This window comes from Roseobacter sp. SK209-2-6 (assembly GCF_000169455.1).
Lineage (GTDB): Bacteria > Pseudomonadota > Alphaproteobacteria > Rhodobacterales > Rhodobacteraceae > Pseudophaeobacter.
Map to the genome: position 1 here is coordinate 308,432 of NZ_AAYC01000001.1, position 18,219 is coordinate 326,650.

The following is an 18,219-nucleotide window of genomic DNA, read 5'->3' on the forward strand; positions in this document are numbered from 1 at the left end:
ATGGATCGCAATCAATCTCACCGCAACCGTCGCCGCGCGCTCAAAGCTCTGCATTTCACCGGTCTGTTTCTGACCATGATGATTATCTGCATTCCTGGGCTTTGGATTGTGCTGAACTCGTTCCGCCCAACTGTGGAGATCATGGCCAAACCGGCGATCTGGGTGCCGAGTTTTACGCTGGAGCATTATCGCGCCATGTTCGCAGGTGCTGGAGAGGGCGGGGTGCCGGTTTTCAGTTACTTTCGGAACTCGTTGATCGTGTCCGTCACCTCTACCCTGATCGCCATTCTGATCGGTATGTCCGGCGGCTACGCCTTTGCCCGCTATCGGTTCAAAGGGAAGAATGGCTACTTTGTGGGGCTTATGCTGTTTCGGGCTGTACCCGGCGTGGCGCTCTCGCTGCCCTTGTTCATCGTCTTTGCCAAAGCGGGCATTATCGACACGCATCTTGGGCTGATCTTGGCCTATGTGGCGATGAATGTGCCCTTCACGATTTGGCTTACAGACGGCTTCTTTCGCCAAATTCCCCGAGAGCTGCATGAGGCGGCAGAGATCGATGGCTGCACCCGCTGGCAGGCCTTCTGGAAAGTGGAATTTCCTGTTGCCCGCTCCGGTGTGGCCTCTGCTGCGATCTTTGCCTTTCTGACCTCATGGAACGAGTTCGCGCTAGCCTCCCAATTGACCCGCTCAGTAGGCAGTAAGACCATGCCCGTTGGTCTTTTGGATTTCACGGCGGAGTTCACAATCAACTGGGGCGGTATGTGTGCCTTAGCGGTCCTGATGATCGTTCCCGCCCTGATCCTCACCTTTATTGTGCAGAAACACTTGATCGCCGGTCTGACTTTCGGCGGTGTCAAAGGATAACGGAAATGACCGAAGTAACCCTTTCCCAAGTCGTAAAGAAATACGGCCAGCATCAAGCAGTGCACGGTATCGATCTGGACATTCACGATGGTGAGTTTGTTGTGCTGGTTGGTCCTTCGGGCTGTGGTAAGTCCACCACCCTGCGTATGATTGCCGGTCTGGAGGACATCTCTGGCGGTGAGGTTGCCATCGGCGGACGGGTTGTAAATGACCTGCCTCCGCGCGAGCGCAATATCTCCATGGTCTTCCAGAACTATGCGCTTTATCCGCATATGACTGTCCGCGAAAACCTCGGCTTCAGCCTGAGAATTGCCAAGCAGCCTGAAGCAGAGATCGCAAAGGCGGTGGATGAGGCCGCAAGCATTCTGGGGCTGAATGAACTGATGGACCGCAAGCCTGCCGCGCTTTCAGGTGGTCAGCGTCAGCGGGTCGCCATGGGGCGCGCTATTGTGCGTCATCCGGATGTTTTCCTATTTGACGAGCCGCTGTCCAATCTCGACGCCAAGCTGCGCACCCAGATGCGGGTTGAGATCAAGAAACTGCATCAAAAGGTCGAAAGCACAATCATCTACGTGACCCATGACCAGGTTGAGGCGATGACCCTGGCGGATCGGATTGTGCTGATGCGGGATGGTCATATCGTTCAGGTCGGCACCCCGCTGGAACTGTTCAACACCCCGGTTGATACCTTTGTGGCAACCTTTATCGGCTCGCCTCCGATGAACCTTGTTGATGGTGTGGTGCGGCAAGGCCAGATTACTCTCGACGGTGGTATCACTGTGCCGGTCCCGGTCACCGCAGGTGCACTCCGGGAGGGGCAGGCGGTAAAGTTTGGTTTCCGCGCGGATAATCTGATGCCAGTCGGGCATGCGGTGGAAGACGAAGGCGCAGTCTATGAGCTGGACCTTCCGGTCACGCTGACAGAGCCGCTTGGAACTGAGACCCTTCTCTTTACTAAAATGGCGGGGGGCGAGGTGCAGGCCAAGATGTTTAATCCGCGCCCGGTAGCGCCGGGGGAGCAGTTGCGCTTTCGCCTGATGCTGGACAAATGCCATGTGTTTGACGCGACATCTGGCCTAGCGGTGCGGGGCTAACCCATGGCGCTGATCACACATGTCGAGCTACGCATGGTGGACCTTGCTCCAAAGGTGGAGCGGGTCGATGCGATCCAGTCTTTTGTCTGTCAGGAAACACCGATCCTGACGCTGTATGACAGCGATGGCGCCTGTGGCACAGGTTACAGCTACACCATTGGCACCGGCGGGCCCTCAGTCTTGGCGCTGTTGGAGCAAACCCTGCTGCCACGTCTGATTGGCCAGGATGCGGAGCGGATCGAAGGCATCTGGCGCGACCTGCTCTTTGCCACCCACGCCACTGCGGTCGGGGCCATTACCTCGCTGGCGCTGGCCACGATCGATACCGCCCTTTGGGACCTGCGTTGTCGTAAACAGGGTTTGCCCCTTTGGAAAGCGGCAGGCGGTAGTCGCGATTGCATTCCGCTCTATTCGACCGAAGGAGGCTGGCTCCATCTCAGCCCGCAAGCTCTGGTCGAGGACGCGCTGGCGATGCAGTCGCAGGGCTTCAAGGGCTCAAAAATAAAGATTGGGCGCGCGCATCTTTCTGAGGATGCCGCGCGCCTCGCGGCGGTACGCGACGCGGTTGGGCCGGGCTATGAAATCCTGACTGACGGCAATCAGGGTTTTACCCTGTCCGAAGCGATCCGCAGGGCGCGCATGCTGGAAGACTACGGAGTCGGCTGGTTTGAGGAGCCAATGCCCGCAGACGATGTGGCAGCGCATCAGGAGCTGGCGCGCCGCTCTAGCGTGCCGATTGCGGTGGGTGAAAGCATGTATTCGCTGAGCCAGTTCAAGGACTATCTGCAATCTGGGGCAGCCTCGATCGTGCAGGTGGATGTAGCCCGCATTGGCGGCATCACCCCCTGGCTGAAGGTAGCGCATCTGGCTGAGGCCTTTAACGTCATGGTCTGTCCGCATTTCCTGATGGAGCTGCACCTGCCGTTGGTCTGTGCGGTGCCAAATGCCCAATGGCTGGAATACATCCCCCAGCTTGATGGCATTACCGAGACGGGCATGATGGTCAAGGATGGCATGGCCCATGTCAGCCCCGATCCGGGTTTGGGCATTCGGTGGGACTGGCAGCGGCTGGATGCCCTGTCGCAGCCAATCACGATCAAGGGAGATGCATAATGCAACGCATGGGCATGGTGATCGGTGTAAAACCCGAGATGATCGATACATACAAACGGTTGCATGCGGCTGTCTGGCCTGATGTGCAGAGGCAGATCAAGGCCAGCAATATTCGCAACTACAGCATATTCTTGCGTGAACCAGAGAACCTGCTGTTTGGGTATTGGGAATATCACGGTGAGGATTTTGCCGCCGATATGGCCGATATGGCCAAGGACCCACGGACACAGGAATGGTGGGCACACACTGATCCCTGCCAGTCTCCGCTCGCCACCCGCAAGGAGGGAGAGCAATGGGCAATGATGGACGAAGTTTTTCACACGGATTGAGATGATGACAGAGAAAGAGGGCCGTTTGGCCGGAAAAACCGCATTGATCACCGCCGCAGGCCAGGGCATTGGCCGCGCTACCGCTGCGCTCTTTGCCGCTGAGGGCGCGCAGGTGATTGCCAGTGACATCAACGAAGAGGCGCTGGCCGAGCTCGCGGGCATTGATGGCGTTACCGCCCTGCGGCTGGACGTGACCGACAGCGCAGCGGTGACATCTGCGGCCAAGGATCTCCCGGCTTTGGATGTACTGTTCAATTGCGCTGGCTATGTGGCCAATGGCACCATTCTGGATTGTAGCGAGAAGGATTGGGATTTCAGCTTTGATCTGAACGTGAAGGCGATGTACCGGCTGATCCAACTGACTTTACCAGCCATGCTGGAGCAGGGCGGTGGTTCGATCATCAATATGTCCTCTGTGGCCTCTTCGATCAAAGGTGTGCCCAATCGCTTTGCCTATTGCGCCTCCAAAGGCGCGGTGATCGGTTTGACCAAATCTGTCGCTGCCGACTACGTGACCAAGGGCATCCGCTGCAATGCGATCTGCCCCGGCACGGTGGACAGTCCCTCGATGCATGGTCGTTTGCGTGCCACTGGCAACTATGAGCAGGCGCTGAAAGATTTTGTTGCCCGCCAACCTATGGGCCGGATTGGAACCGCTGAGGAAATCGCCTCATTGGCGCTCTATTTGGCGTCAGATGACAGCGCCTTTACCACAGGTCAGACCCACGCCATCGATGGCGGCTGGTCGGTATAAGAGTTTTAGGAGAACAAGAGATGAAACTGTTGCGATATGGCGCATTGGGCGCGGAAAAGCCGGGGATGCTGGACCAAGAGGGCAATATCCGCTGCCTGTCTGATGTGATTGGCGATCTGGCAGGTGACATGTTGAGTGATGAAAGCCTTGCCAAACTGCGTGAGCTTGACCCGTCGAGCCTTCCTTTGGTTGCAGATGAGCCGCGCCTGGGTGCCTGCGTGGGGCAGGTGGGTAAGTTTATCTGTATCGGCTTGAACTACGCAGATCATGCGGCGGAGGCCGGGATGGAGCTGCCGGAGGAGCCGGTGATTTTCTTTAAGGCGACATCAGCCATCTGTGGGCCCAACGATGACGTTGAAATTCCGCGCACCTCGGTCAAATCCGACTGGGAGGTTGAGCTGGGCGTGGTGATTGGCAAACACACCAAATATGTGACCAAGGAAGAGGCGCTGGATCATGTGGCCGGCTATTGCGTGGTCAATGATCTGTCTGAACGTGATTTCCAACTTCACCGCTCTGGTCAGTGGGTGAAAGGTAAATCCTGCGATACTTTTGGCCCCATTGGCCCGTGGTTGGTGACGCGCGATGAAGTGGCCGACCCGCAGAATTTGGAGATGTATCTGGAGGTCAATGGCCATCGGTATCAGGATGGTTCTACCAGAACGATGCATTTTGATGTGGCCACGGTGATTTCTCACCTTTCTCAATTCATGAGCTTACAGCCGGGTGATGTGATCTCCACCGGGACACCGCCCGGTGTCGGTATGGGGCAGAAGCCGGAAACCTATCTCAAACCCGGTGATAAGATGGAACTGGGCATCGAAGGCCTTGGCGTGCAGACACAGAGTGTGGTGGCGGGCTGATGGTTCAAATCACCGCATTGCGCATTCACGATCTGCGCTTTCCAACCTCAGCATCCTTGGATGGCTCTGATGCGATGAACCCTGATCCGGACTACTCTGCCGCTTACGTGGTGTTGGAAACGGATGGGGATCATGAAGGCCACGGGCTGACCTTCACCATTGGGCGCGGCAATGAGATCTGTGTCGCGGCCATACGGGCGATGCAGCACCTGTTGATTGACGTGGAGCTTGACTGGATCCGCGAAGATATGGGCCGGTTTTGGCGCCATGTCACAGGCGATAGTCAGCTGCGGTGGATCGGACCGGACAAGGGAGCCATCCACCTAGCCACAGGCGCGGTGATCAACGCTGTCTGGGACTTGCTCGCCAAAGAAGCGGGTAAACCTGTCTGGCAGTTGGTTGGCGAAATGACTCCGGAAGAGATCGTCTCATTGGTGGATTTCCGCTACATGAGTGATGTGCTCACGCGCGACGAAGCCCTGGAACTCTTGCGGAAGGCAGAACCCGGCAAAGCCGATCGCATCGCCAAGTTGAAGGCCGAAGGCTACCCCTGCTACACCACCTCGGCCGGATGGCTGGGCTATCCGGATGACAAACTGCGCCGTCTGTGCCGCGAGGCGAGAGAGGCCGGGTTCACCCATACCAAGTTCAAAGTGGGTCGTGATCTGCAGGATGACATTCGCCGCCTGACCATTGCCCGCGAAGAGCTGGGTGATGAGATGAACATCATGATCGACGCAAATCAGGTATGGGACGTGGATCAGGCCATAGAATGGGTCAAAGCGCTGGGCTTTGCCAAGCCGCTGTTCATCGAAGAGCCAACAAGCCCGGATGATGTTCTGGGCCATCGAAAAATCCGCGACGGCGTGGCGCCGATCAAGGTTGCCACAGGTGAGATGTGCCAGAATCGTATCCTGTTCAAACAGTTCATTGCCCATGGGGCGATTGACTTTGTGCAAATTGACAGCTGCCGCCTTGGAGGTCTCAATGAGGTGCTGGCGGTGCAGCTGATGGCGGCCAAATATGGTCTTCCGGTCTGGCCTCATGCCGGGGGTGTCGGGCTATGCGAATATGTGCAGCATCTCTCAATGATCGATTACATCGCAATCACCGGTGAAAAAGACGACAAGCGCATTGAGTATGTCGACCACCTGCATGAGCATTTTGTGGATCCTTGTGTGGTTAAAAATGGGGCCTATCAGGCGCCAAGCCAACCGGGTTTCTCAATCGAGATGAAACCGGAGTCTATTGCGACCTATCGTTTCCAACCCGCGCTGGCAGCAGAGTAAACCTGTACCTCCAAAAAAATTCTACGGGTGTGGTCCCTGCGAGAAACAAACGATCAAGCCTAGCCTATCTAGCCTAACCCAAAGGGTGCCTTATGAAGACCAACCGCATCGGCAATACCGACGTGATCGTGACCGAAGTCTCCTTTGGGTGTGCCAGTATTGGCAATCTCTATCACGCGGTCTCTGATGCCCAGGCGTATGATGTTATCGAAACCGCCTGGCGAGCCGGTATTCGCTATTTTGATACCGCGCCGCATTATGGTCGGGGCCTGTCCGAGCAACGTTTGGGACAGGTTCTGAAAACCAAGCCACGCGATAGCTTCACCTTGTCCACCAAAGTGGGCCGCCTGTTGTCGCCGGGGCAGGCAATGCCCGAGGCCGACGGCTTTATCGATCCGCTACCCAATGCTGTGCGCTATGACTATTCTGGCGATGGCATCGAGGCATCGCTTGAAACCAGCCTGCAGCGTCTGGGCACTACCAAGATCGATATCGCCTTTGTGCATGACATTGGCCGATATACCCATGGTTCTGACAATGATGCACATTTGGAGGCGTTTTTAGGCAGCGGCTACGAGCGCTTGGTGCGATTGAAGGAACAGGGGCGCATCCACGCCTTTGGTCTTGGGGTCAACGAAAATGAGGTGTGCCTGGAGGTTATGCAGCACGGACCACTGGATGTGATCCTATTGGCGGGCCGATTGACCTTGCTGGATCGCTCAGCGGAAGAGCTGCTGACCCAGCGCTGCCGCGCACAAGGTACCAGTCTTATACTCGGCGGGGTCTTGAACTCTGGCATCCTGGCAACGGGACCGGTGGCAGGTGCAACCTATGACTACGCGCCCGCCAGTCCGGAAATCTTGGCGCAGGTGGCTGAGCTGCAAACAACCGCCGAGGTGCTTGGCCTGCCTCTTGCCACGGCTGCACTGCTCTTTGCCAAGCAGCATGAACTAGCGGCGTCAGTCTTGATCGGCACCGCCAAGGCGACGACCTTGCGGCGGAACCTTTCAGCAATGCGCACTGAGCTGCCGCGAGGGTTTTCCAGTGCTTTCAAAGTTTGAAAAGCAGGCTTGATGAAGCACGATTGTTTGGATGAGGCAAAAACGAGAGAGAGACATCCGCCACAGCGGGCTGGCTTGAGGGCTGGTGTGACAGTAAGCGCTGATCAGGGTTTTTGAGCAATCAATTTGTAAGAAACTAAAGAAAAGAGGCAGAGTATTCTCTGCCCTTGTTGGTTTGGTTCTAAGTGCGTGTGGGAATGTAGCGCCTGTGACGATAGATCGGCCCTGGTGATGAGAGGGAGCGATCTGGCATAGTCGGGCTCGGACGGCTCTAGTAACGTGATTGGTTAAAAGGGATATTTGCTTTGCTCAAGCAGTTTGTAGGTTCCGAATTGAAGAAACAGTTTTCCAATATGGGTATCGAGTATGGCACGGGTGATACGAATATCATTGCAACCATCCCTCCGATTCATCCGTCCTGGGCGCCTATAGTTCTCCGCGATGATCATGTGGAGGTTACAGTGTTCTACGGGCATTTCACCCACGAGCACTACAAGTATTATGGCGAAGACATGCCAGCTGATGCCCGGGCCAAGGCTATCGCAGAAGAGGTGGTTGAGGAGCTGGCTTTGGTGTTTGACGATCAGATAGCCTTCTGGCGGAAACGCCATTCCAGTGGAATGTTTCCCATCAGCTCGCTGGAGGCGCACAAATTAAGACACCATGGCGACACTGCTAGCGCTACCCTGTGGTCAGGCAGGGAGTTGTCATAAAGCTTTAGCCTTCGGTCAAGCGAGACTCGGCGCCGCTCCTGTGACGCAGTTCCTGGCCTTGATTTGGAAACCCGGCGGTTTTCTGCTATGGTCTCCAAAATCCTCTTTGATCGATGGGCTAAGCCCTTGCCAGAGAGCTTAATCCGATCTAAATCACCTGCAGCAGGCCAGCGTGCGATTCGTCGTGCGCTGTTTTGCGTTTCGTCCAAGATGGTGGGTGACCTGTCGATCGGGTCTTAATTTCCCTCCTGAGACGGGAAGACCCAAAAGATCGAGAGTTTTCTACTCTCGGGCGAATTTGGCTAACCCCGTATATCGGACCTGAACGCCGGGCCCTCGGGTTCGGCAAATATGAGCCGGGATGCGCAAGCATCCCAAATTTGGAGAGAACTGTGGATAGAGCCCAGAAAGAGAAAGTGGTCGAGGAACTCGGCCAGATCTTCGAAAGCTCTGGCGTTGTGGTCGTAGCCCACTACGTCGGTCTGACAGTTGCTGAGATGCAAGACCTGCGCGCGCGTGCTCGCGAAGCGGGTGGGTCTGTGCGTGTTGCCAAAAACAGGCTCGCCAAAATCGCCCTCGAGGGTAAGCCGTGTGAAAGCATGTCTGACCTGCTGACAGGGATGACCGTTCTGACCTATTCCGAGGATCCTGTGGCTGCGGCCAAGGTTGCCGAGGACTTCGCCAAGGAGAACAAAAAGTTCGAAATCCTTGGCGGTGCAATGGGTGAGAATGCTCTGGACCGTGCTGGCGTTACTGCCGTGTCGAAAATGCCTTCTCGCGACGAGCTTATTGCTCAGATCGCAAGCTGCATTGGCGCACCGGCTTCCAACATCGCTGGCGCAATTGGCGCACCTGCAAGCAACATCGCAAGCATCCTTTCGACCATCGAAGAGAAGGCGGAAGCTGCGTAAGCGGTTGGCACTGAATGACTGGCGTGGGGTAAAAACTCACACGTTGGAACACACATACTGAAAACGGAAAGAGCTGATAAAATGGCTGATCTGAAAGCACTCGCAGAAAGCATCGTGGGCCTGACCCTGCTGGAAGCACAAGAACTGAAAACCATCCTCAAAGACGAATATGGCATCGAGCCCGCAGCCGGCGGCGCAGTTGTCATGGCAGCCGGTGGCGACGCCGGTGGCGCAGCTGAGGAAGAAAAAACCGAATTCGACGTCGTTCTGAAGAACGCCGGCGCTTCCAAAATCAACGTGATCAAAGAAGTTCGCGGCATCACCGGTCTTGGCCTGAAAGAAGCCAAAGAGCTGGTCGAAGCTGGCGGCAAGATCAAAGAAGGCGTGGACAAAGCCGAAGCAGAAGACGTCAAAGCCAAGCTGGAAGCAGCTGGCGCCGAAGTCGAGCTGGCCTAAGCCGCTTGTGGAGGCGGCTGCCCTGGCAGCCACTCCAACAGAATATGAGGCTGGATCCGGAGAAATCCGGTTCCAGCCGAACCTGTCTCAGAGAGGGCCTTTTTTGTTAAGGTTTTTTCTCAGGCGAGGTTTACTTGGATCGGGAGGCCGCCATTCGGGACGGTGGCCATGAATTGATCCGACCGCGCTGTCTCGTATGGGCAAGCTGCCGGGGCCCGGCGGCAGTCTTGACCGGTGAGAACTCGAAAGGTGACATCTGACATGGCTCAAACGTTCCTTGGCCAGAAACGTCTACGTAAATATTACGGCAAAATCCGCGAAGTGCTGGATATGCCGAACCTCATTGAGGTTCAAAAATCTTCTTATGATCTGTTCCTCCGCTCCGGCGATTCTGTCGAGCCGCTGGACGGTGAAGGCATCAAAGGTGTCTTCCAGTCGGTTTTCCCGATCAAGGATTTCAACGAAACCTCCGTGCTGGAGTTCGTGAAATACGCCTTTGAAAAACCCAAATACGATGTCGAAGAGTGCATGCAGCGCGACATGACCTACTCGGCACCGCTGAAGGTCACCCTTCGTCTGATCGTTTTTGATATCGACGAAGACACTGGCGCGAAGTCCGTAAAAGACATCAAGGAACAGGATGTCTTCATGGGCGATATGCCTTTGATGACCCCGAACGGCACCTTTGTGGTGAACGGCACCGAGCGCGTGATCGTTTCCCAGATGCACCGTTCCCCCGGCGTGTTCTTCGACCACGACAAAGGCAAGACCCATTCTTCGGGTAAACTTCTGTTCGCCTGCCGCATCATCCCGTACCGCGGCTCCTGGCTGGACTTTGAGTTTGACGCCAAAGACATCGTCTACGCCCGTATCGACCGTCGCCGTAAGCTGCCTGTGACCACCCTGCTTTATGCTCTGGGGCTGGACCAGGAAGGCATCATGGATGCCTATTATAACACGGTGAACTTCAAGCTCGAAAAGAGCCGTGGTTGGGTCACACCCTTCTTCCCTGATCGTGTGCGCGGAACCCGCCCGACCTATGATTTGGTCGATGCCGCAACCGGTGAGATCTTTGCCGAAGCAGGCAAGAAGGTCACGCCCCGTGCGGTGAAGAAAATGATCGACGAAGGTGCCATCACCGAGCTTCTGGTGCCCTTCGATCATATCGTGGGCAAATATGTCTCCAAGGATATCATCAACGAAGAAAACGGCGCGATCTATGTCGAAGCTGGTGATGAGCTGACCCTTGAGCACGACAAAGACGGTGAGCTGATCGGCGGTTCGTTGAAGGAACTGATGGATGCGGGCATCACCGAGATCCCGGTTCTCGACATCGACAACGTCAATGTTGGCCCCTACATGCGCAATACCATGGCGGCTGATAAGAACATGGGTCGCGAAACCGCGCTCATGGATATCTACCGTGTCATGCGTCCGGGTGAGCCACCCACCGTAGAAGCGGCGTCTTCACTGTTCGACACCCTGTTCTTCGACTCTGAGCGCTACGATCTCTCCGCCGTTGGTCGTGTGAAGATGAACATGCGTTTGGCACTGGATGCAGAAGACACCCAGCGCACCCTGCGCAAGGAAGACATCGTTGCCTGTATCAAGGCACTGGTGGAACTGCGTGATGGCAAGGGCGACGTCGACGACATCGACCACCTGGGCAACCGTCGTGTGCGCTCCGTTGGCGAACTGATGGAAAACCAGTACCGCGTTGGTCTGCTGCGCATGGAGCGCGCGATCAAAGAGCGTATGTCCTCTGTCGAAATCGACACCGTGATGCCGCAGGATCTGATCAACGCAAAACCGGCTGCAGCTGCCGTGCGTGAGTTCTTCGGCTCCTCGCAGCTCAGCCAGTTCATGGACCAGACCAACCCGCTGTCGGAAGTCACCCACAAACGCCGTCTCTCGGCGCTTGGGCCCGGCGGTCTGACTCGCGAGCGTGCCGGCTTTGAGGTCCGCGACGTTCACCCGACCCACTATGGCCGGATGTGTCCGATTGAAACGCCGGAAGGCCCGAACATCGGTCTGATCAACTCGCTGGCGACCTTTGCGCGCGTCAACAAGTATGGCTTCATCGAAACGCCCTACCGTGTGGTGAACGAAGGTCAGGTGACCGACGAAGTGCACTACATGTCGGCGACCGAAGAGATGCGCCACACCGTGGCCCAGGCCAACGCCTCTCTGGATGAGAACGGTAAGTTCAAGAACGACCTGGTCTCGACCCGTCAGTCCGGCGACTACACCCTGGCGCCGAGCGAAAGCGTTGACCTGATCGACGTCAGCCCCAAGCAGTTGGTATCGGTTGCGGCTTCGCTTATTCCGTTCCTGGAAAACGACGACGCCAACCGCGCTCTGATGGGTTCGAACATGCAACGTCAGGCGGTTCCGCTTCTGCGCGCCGAGGCACCGCTGGTCGGTACCGGTATCGAAGAGGTTGTGGCCCGTGACTCTGGTGCTGCGATCATGGCGAAACGCGGCGGCATCATCGACCAGGTCGACGCCCAGCGTATCGTTATCCGCGCCACCTCGGATCTGGAACTGGGCGATGCGGGCGTTGACATCTACCGCATGCGCAAATTCCAGCGTTCCAACCAAAACACCTGCATCAACCAGCGTCCGCTGGTGAAAGTGGGGCAGGAAGTCCGCAAGGGCGAAGTGATTGCCGATGGCCCTTCCACCGATATCGGTGAACTGGCGCTGGGTAAGAACGTCGTCGTGGCCTTCATGCCCTGGAATGGCTACAACTACGAAGACTCCATCCTGATCTCCGAGCGCATCGCGCGTGACGACGTCTTCACCTCGATCCACATCGAGGAATTCGAAGTCGCCGCCCGTGACACCAAGCTTGGGCCGGAAGAAATCACCCGCGACATCCCCAACGTCGGCGAGGAAGCCCTGCGCAACCTCGACGAAGCGGGCATCGTCTACATTGGTGCTGACGTGGAGCCGGGCGACATTCTGGTCGGTAAGATCACACCAAAGGGCGAAAGCCCGATGACGCCAGAAGAAAAACTGCTGCGCGCCATCTTTGGTGAGAAAGCTTCGGATGTTCGCGACACCTCGCTGCGCGTGAAGCCGGGTGACTACGGTACAATCGTCGAAGTCCGCGTCTTCAACCGCCATGGTGTGGAAAAAGACGAGCGTGCGCTGCAGATCGAGCGTGAAGAAGTCGAACGTCTGGCCCGTGACCGGGACGACGAGCTGACCATTCTGGACCGCAACATCTATGCGCGTCTCAAAGGCATGATCCTGGGTAAAACCGCGGTCAAAGGCCCCAAAGGGGTTCGCTCCGGCGTGGAAATCACCGAGGACCTGCTGGCATCGCTGAGCCGTGGTCAGTGGTGGATGCTCGCCCTCGAGGATGAGCAGGACGCCCAGGTTGTCGAAGCGCTGAACCAGCAGTACGAAGCGCAGAAACGCGCGCTGGATGCCCGCTTTGAGGACAAGGTCGAGAAGGTTCGCCGCGGCGACGATCTGCCCCCGGGTGTGATGAAGATGGTCAAAGTCTTCATCGCGGTGAAGCGCAAGCTGCAGCCAGGCGACAAGATGGCCGGCCGTCACGGCAACAAAGGTGTTATTTCCAAGGTTGTGCCTATGGAAGACATGCCGTTCCTTGCCGATGGTACCCCGGTTGACTTCTGTCTGAACCCTCTGGGCGTGCCTTCGCGGATGAACGTTGGTCAGATCCTCGAAACCCACATGGGCTGGGCCGCGCGCGGTCTGGGTATCCAGGTGGATGACGCTCTGCAGGAATACCGTCGCTCTGGCGATCTCACACCGGTGCGTGATGCGATGCAGCACGCCTATGGCGAGAACGTCTACGAGGAAGGCCTAGCGGATATGTCCGAAGAGGACTTGCTGGAAGCGGCGGGCAATGTGACCCGCGGTGTTCCGATTGCAACTCCGGTCTTTGACGGCGCCAAAGAGGATGATGTGAACAACGCTCTGGTGCGTGCTGGTTTCGACCAGTCTGGTCAGTCGATCCTGTTTGACGGTCGCACCGGTGAGCAGTTTGCCCGCCCCGTCACCGTTGGCATCAAGTACCTCTTGAAACTGCACCACCTGGTGGATGACAAAATCCACGCGCGTTCGACCGGGCCTTACAGCCTGGTTACCCAGCAGCCGCTGGGCGGTAAGGCGCAGTTCGGTGGTCAGCGCTTTGGTGAGATGGAAGTCTGGGCTCTGGAAGCTTACGGCGCCGCCTACACCCTGCAGGAGATGCTCACCGTGAAATCGGATGACGTCGCCGGCCGGACCAAGGTCTATGAGAGCATCGTCAAGGGCGAGGATAACTTCGAGGCGGGCGTACCGGAATCGTTCAACGTTCTGGTTAAAGAAGTCCGCGGCCTCGGCCTGAATATGGAACTCCTGGATGCGGAAGAAGAGTAAGGGCTCCGGCCCTTACACCACTCTCCCTTCCGCACGAATTTGAGGTATCAAAATGAACCAGGAAATCACCAATAACCCGTTCAACCCGCTGACGCCGCCAAAAGTCTTTGATGAAATCAAAGTCTCCCTGGCGTCGCCGGAACGGATCCTGTCTTGGTCCTATGGCGAAATCAAAAAGCCAGAGACCATCAACTACCGGACCTTCAAGCCAGAGCGCGACGGTCTGTTCTGCGCGCGTATCTTTGGCCCAATCAAAGACTACGAATGTCTGTGTGGCAAATATAAGCGCATGAAATATCGCGGCGTCGTCTGCGAGAAATGCGGCGTCGAGGTTACCCTGCAGAAAGTGCGCCGCGAGCGCATGGGCCATATCGAACTGGCAGCGCCTGTTGCGCACATCTGGTTCCTGAAGTCGCTTCCGTCCCGGATCGGCCTCATGCTGGACATGACCCTGCGCGATCTGGAGCGGGTTCTCTACTTTGAAAACTACGTTGTCATCGAACCGGGTCTGACTGACCTGCAATACGGCCAGATGATGACCGAAGAAGAGTTCATGGACGCTCAGGACGCCTATGGCATGGATGCTTTCACCGCCAATATCGGCGCTGAAGCAATCCGTGAGATGCTGTCCCAGATCGACCTGGAGTCCGAAGCCGAGCACCTGCGCGCAGAGCTGGCCGAAGCCACCGGCGAGCTGAAGCCCAAGAAGATCATCAAGCGCCTGAAAGTGGTTGAGAGCTTCCTGGAATCCGGCAACCGTCCTGAGTGGATGATCATGACCGTTGTTCCGGTCATTCCACCAGAACTGCGCCCGCTGGTTCCACTGGATGGCGGTCGTTTCGCGACCTCCGACCTCAACGATCTCTATCGTCGTGTGATCAACCGGAACAACCGTCTGAAGCGCCTCATTGAACTGCGCGCACCTGACATCATCGTCCGCAACGAAAAGCGGATGCTGCAGGAATCTGTGGATGCGCTGTTTGACAACGGTCGCCGTGGCCGCGTCATCACCGGTGCCAACAAGCGTCCGCTGAAGTCGCTCTCTGACATGCTGAAAGGCAAGCAGGGCCGCTTCCGTCAGAACCTTTTGGGTAAGCGCGTCGACTTCTCTGGCCGTTCGGTGATTGTGACCGGTCCTGAGCTGAAGCTGCATCAATGCGGGCTGCCCAAGAAGATGGCGCTCGAACTCTTCAAGCCCTTCATTTATTCGCGTCTGGAGGCCAAAGGTCTGTCCTCCACCGTGAAGCAGGCGAAGAAGCTGGTGGAAAAAGAGCGTCCCGAGGTCTGGGATATTCTCGACGAGGTGATCCGCGAACACCCAGTCATGCTGAACCGTGCGCCAACACTGCACCGTCTTGGCATCCAGGCGTTCGAACCCACGCTGATCGAAGGGAAAGCCATCCAGCTGCACCCGCTGGTCTGCTCGGCGTTCAACGCGGACTTCGACGGCGACCAGATGGCGGTTCACGTCCCACTGAGCCTCGAAGCCCAGCTGGAAGCGCGCGTGTTGATGATGTCGACCAACAACGTTCTGTCGCCCGCAAACGGCGCGCCGATCATCGTTCCTTCGCAGGATATGATCTTGGGTCTCTACTATGTGACTCTGGAACGTGAAGGCATGGTTGGCGAAGGCAAAGTCTTTGGCACCATCGAAGAAGTACAGCATGCGCTGGACGCTGGTGAGGTGCATCTGCACACCAAGATCACCGCGCGGATCACTCAGATCGACGAAGAGGGCAACGAAGTCCTGAAGCGGTTTGAGACCACGCCAGGTCGTGTGCGTCTGGGCGCTTTGCTGCCAAAGAACGCCAAAGCTCCGTTTGAGCTGGTCAACCGTCTTCTGCGGAAGAAAGAGGTTCAGCAGGTTATCGACACCGTCTACCGTTACTGCGGTCAGAAAGAGTCGGTCATCTTCTGTGACCAGATCATGACCATGGGTTTCCGCGAAGCCTTCAAGGCGGGTATCTCCTTTGGTAAGGACGATATGGTGATCCCCGACACCAAGTGGACCATCGTTGATGACACCCGCGATCAGGTGAAAGACTTTGAACAACAGTACATGGACGGCCTGATCACTCAGGGTGAAAAGTACAACAAAGTTGTCGATGCCTGGTCAAAGTGTAACGACAAGGTCACCGAAGCCATGATGACCACCATCTCGGACGATAAGCGCGACGAAAACGGCGCGGTTATGGAGCCGAACTCGGTCTATATGATGGCGCACTCCGGTGCGCGTGGCTCGGTTACTCAGATGAAACAGCTGGGCGGTATGCGCGGCCTGATGGCCAAGCCGAACGGCGATATCATCGAGACACCGATCATCTCGAACTTTAAGGAAGGTCTGACCGTTCTTGAGTACTTCAACTCTACCCACGGTGCCCGTAAGGGTCTGTCGGATACGGCTCTGAAGACTGCGAACTCCGGTTACCTGACACGCCGTCTGGTGGACGTTGCTCAGGACTGCATCGTGCGCGATAACGATTGCGGAACCGAGAATTCGATCACTGCGGAAGCCGCAGTGAACGATGGTGAAGTGGTTGCCAGCCTTGGGGAACGTATCCTGGGTCGTGTTGTGGCCGAGGATGTGAAGCGCCCAGGTACCGAAGAGATCCTGGCGGTTGCTGGTCAGCTGATCGATGAGCGTCTTTCCGACACCATCGAAGAGGCTGGTGTTGCTTCCATGCGTATTCGCAGCCCGCTGACCTGTGAGGCCGAAGAGGGCGTCTGCGCCATGTGCTATGGCCGTGACCTCGCACGCGGTACTAAGGTCAACACCGGTGAGGCCGTCGGTATCATCGCGGCGCAGTCCATTGGTGAACCTGGTACTCAGCTGACAATGCGGACCTTCCACATTGGTGGTGTTGCCCAGGGTGGACAGCAGTCCTTCCAGGAAGCCAGCCAGGAAGGTAAGATCGTATTCGAGAACGAGAACACCCTGGAGAACGCCAATGGCGAGATCCTGGTTGTTGGTCGCAACATGAAGCTGATCATCGAAGACGAACACGGTGAGGAACGCGCCAGCCACAAGCTCGGCTACGGTTCCAAGCTCTTCGTCAAAGCGGCTCAGCAGATTGCCCGTGGCGACAAATTGTTCGAATGGGATCCCTATACCCTGCCGATCATCGCCGAGAAGGCCGGTACTGCCAAATATGTCGACCTGATTTCAGGTATCGCCGTTCGCGACGAGACCGACGAAGCCACCGGCATGACCCAGAAGATCGTGATCGACTGGCGTGCAGCACCAAAAGGCTCTGATCTGAAGCCAGAGATCATCTTGGTTGGCGAAGACGGTGAGCCTATGCGCAATGACTTGGGCAACCCGGTCACCTATCCGATGTCGGTGGATGCGATCCTCTCCATTGAGGATGGCGACAAGATCCAGGCTGGTGACGTAGTTGCGCGTATTCCGCGCGAAGGTGCCAAGACCAAGGACATTACCGGTGGTCTGCCACGGGTTGCGGAACTGTTCGAAGCGCGCCGTCCAAAAGATCACGCGATCATCGCCGAAATCGATGGTTACGTGCGCTTTGGCCGCGACTACAAGAACAAGCGTCGCATCTCTATCGAGCCATCGGATGAGAGCATGGAAACCGTCGAATACATGGTGCCCAAGGGTAAGCACATTCCTGTTCAGGAAGGTGACTTTGTCCAGAAGGGTGACTACATCATGGATGGTAACCCGGCACCGCATGACATCCTTGCCATCATGGGTGTCGAAGCGCTGGCGAACTACATGATCGACGAGGTCCAGGACGTTTATCGTCTGCAGGGTGTGAAGATCAACGACAAGCACATCGAGGTGATCGTTCGCCAGATGCTGCAGAAGTGGGAGATCTCCGACTCTGGCGAAACTACGCTGCTCAAAGGTGAGCACGTGGACAAGCAGGAGTTTGAAGCCGCCAATGAGAAAGCGCTGTCGCGTGGCAAGCGCCCAGCTCAGGGTGCTCCTATCCTGCTCGGCATCACCAAGGCGTCCTTGCAGACACGTTCCTTCATCTCGGCGGCCTCCTTCCAGGAGACCACCCGCGTTCTGACCGAGGCTTCGGTTCAGGGCAAGAAGGACAAGCTGGTTGGCCTCAAAGAGAACGTCATCGTGGGTCGTCTGATCCCTGCCGGTACTGGTGGCGCCACTCAGCGCGTGCGTCAGATCGCTCAGGGTCGCGACAATGTGGTTCTGGAAGCCCGTCGTGAAGAGGCGGAAGCCGCAGCAGCTCTGGCCGCACCGATGATGAATGACGATGTGATGGGTGATGATCTGGACAACCTGGTGGAAACACCGGAAAGCCGTGATTGATCTGTTAATTACCTATTGAAAAGCGAAGACCCCCGGACCTATGGTGCGGGGGTTTTCTTTTGCCATCTCGCCTGCTGCAAAAG

General features: G+C 56.8%; 13 protein-coding genes. All 13 read left to right on the forward strand.

Annotation, left to right across the window (positions count from 1 at the left end; all coding sequences use genetic code 11):
- The 13 genes from RSK20926_RS01615 to rpoC all read left to right on the forward strand — a co-directional run bounded on the left by RSK20926_RS01615 (position 1) and on the right by rpoC (position 18,136).
- On the forward strand, positions 1-864 hold the full coding sequence (locus tag RSK20926_RS01615) for a carbohydrate ABC transporter permease (protein ID WP_008203992.1): 864 nt from the start codon (positions 1-3) through the stop codon (positions 862-864).
- 5 nt (positions 865-869) lie between these two features.
- Positions 870-1,958 carry an ABC transporter ATP-binding protein gene (locus RSK20926_RS01620; RefSeq protein ID WP_008203993.1) on the forward strand — a complete coding sequence of 363 codons (1,089 nt, stop codon included), beginning with the start codon at positions 870-872 and terminating at the stop codon, positions 1,956-1,958.
- Positions 1,959-1,961: 3 nt separating this feature from the next.
- Positions 1,962-3,071, forward strand: coding sequence for a mandelate racemase/muconate lactonizing enzyme family protein (locus RSK20926_RS01625; protein ID WP_008203994.1), 1,110 nt, complete (start codon positions 1,962-1,964; stop codon positions 3,069-3,071).
- Positions 3,071-3,400 (forward strand): L-rhamnose mutarotase, encoded by a 330-nt coding sequence (locus RSK20926_RS01630; RefSeq protein WP_008203995.1) that lies wholly within the window; start codon positions 3,071-3,073, stop codon positions 3,398-3,400. The genes RSK20926_RS01625 and RSK20926_RS01630 overlap by 1 nt, the downstream gene beginning before the upstream one ends.
- A gap of 1 nt (position 3,401) precedes the next feature.
- Positions 3,402-4,154: an SDR family oxidoreductase gene (locus RSK20926_RS01635; RefSeq protein WP_008203996.1), complete on the forward strand. Its 753-nt coding sequence runs from the start codon at positions 3,402-3,404 to the stop codon at positions 4,152-4,154.
- A 20-nt stretch (positions 4,155-4,174) separates the two neighbouring features.
- The gene (locus RSK20926_RS01640) at positions 4,175-5,017 is read left to right on the forward strand and encodes a fumarylacetoacetate hydrolase family protein (RefSeq protein WP_008203997.1); all 843 of its coding nucleotides are present in this window, start codon (positions 4,175-4,177) and stop codon (positions 5,015-5,017) included.
- Positions 5,017-6,306, forward strand: a complete 1,290-nt coding sequence (locus RSK20926_RS01645) for an L-fuconate dehydratase (protein WP_008203998.1) — start codon at positions 5,017-5,019, stop codon at positions 6,304-6,306. The genes RSK20926_RS01640 and RSK20926_RS01645 overlap by 1 nt, the downstream gene beginning before the upstream one ends.
- Positions 6,307-6,398: 92 nt before the next feature.
- A complete protein-coding gene (locus RSK20926_RS01650) occupies positions 6,399-7,367 on the forward strand; it encodes an aldo/keto reductase (protein WP_008203999.1) in 969 nt (322 codons plus the stop codon).
- 332 nt (positions 7,368-7,699) lie between these two features.
- Positions 7,700-8,080 (forward strand): hypothetical protein, encoded by a 381-nt coding sequence (locus tag RSK20926_RS01655; protein ID WP_198136550.1) that lies wholly within the window; start codon positions 7,700-7,702, stop codon positions 8,078-8,080.
- A 392-nt stretch (positions 8,081-8,472) separates the two neighbouring features.
- Positions 8,473-8,991 (forward strand): 50S ribosomal protein L10, encoded by a 519-nt coding sequence (rplJ, locus tag RSK20926_RS01660; protein ID WP_008204001.1) that lies wholly within the window; start codon positions 8,473-8,475, stop codon positions 8,989-8,991.
- A gap of 81 nt (positions 8,992-9,072) precedes the next feature.
- Positions 9,073-9,447 (forward strand): 50S ribosomal protein L7/L12, encoded by a 375-nt coding sequence (gene rplL / locus RSK20926_RS01665; protein ID WP_008204003.1) that lies wholly within the window; start codon positions 9,073-9,075, stop codon positions 9,445-9,447.
- A 261-nt stretch (positions 9,448-9,708) separates the two neighbouring features.
- On the forward strand, positions 9,709-13,842 hold the full coding sequence (gene rpoB, locus RSK20926_RS01670) for a DNA-directed RNA polymerase subunit beta (RefSeq protein WP_008204004.1): 4,134 nt from the start codon (positions 9,709-9,711) through the stop codon (positions 13,840-13,842).
- A 52-nt stretch (positions 13,843-13,894) separates the two neighbouring features.
- Positions 13,895-18,136, forward strand: a complete 4,242-nt coding sequence (gene rpoC, locus RSK20926_RS01675; RefSeq protein WP_008204005.1) for a DNA-directed RNA polymerase subunit beta' — start codon at positions 13,895-13,897, stop codon at positions 18,134-18,136.
- Positions 18,137-18,219 lie beyond the last annotated feature (83 nt).

Excerpts from the sequence above, each read along its gene's own strand:
- RSK20926_RS01615 (WP_008203992.1), top strand. The coding sequence starts at position 1 with ATGGATCGCAATCAATCTCACCGCAACCGTCGCCGCGCGCTCAAAGCT.
- RSK20926_RS01620 (WP_008203993.1), top strand. The coding sequence starts at position 870 with ATGACCGAAGTAACCCTTTCCCAAGTCGTAAAGAAATACGGCCAGCAT.
- RSK20926_RS01625 (WP_008203994.1), top strand. The coding sequence starts at position 1,962 with ATGGCGCTGATCACACATGTCGAGCTACGCATGGTGGACCTTGCTCCA.
- RSK20926_RS01630 (WP_008203995.1), top strand. The coding sequence starts at position 3,071 with ATGCAACGCATGGGCATGGTGATCGGTGTAAAACCCGAGATGATCGAT.
- RSK20926_RS01635 (WP_008203996.1), top strand. The coding sequence starts at position 3,402 with ATGATGACAGAGAAAGAGGGCCGTTTGGCCGGAAAAACCGCATTGATC.
- RSK20926_RS01640 (WP_008203997.1), top strand. The coding sequence starts at position 4,175 with ATGAAACTGTTGCGATATGGCGCATTGGGCGCGGAAAAGCCGGGGATG.
- RSK20926_RS01645 (WP_008203998.1), top strand. The coding sequence starts at position 5,017 with ATGGTTCAAATCACCGCATTGCGCATTCACGATCTGCGCTTTCCAACC.
- RSK20926_RS01650 (WP_008203999.1), top strand. The coding sequence starts at position 6,399 with ATGAAGACCAACCGCATCGGCAATACCGACGTGATCGTGACCGAAGTC.
- rplL (WP_008204003.1), top strand. The coding sequence starts at position 9,073 with ATGGCTGATCTGAAAGCACTCGCAGAAAGCATCGTGGGCCTGACCCTG.
- rpoB (WP_008204004.1), top strand. The coding sequence starts at position 9,709 with ATGGCTCAAACGTTCCTTGGCCAGAAACGTCTACGTAAATATTACGGC.
- rpoC (WP_008204005.1), top strand. The coding sequence starts at position 13,895 with ATGAACCAGGAAATCACCAATAACCCGTTCAACCCGCTGACGCCGCCA.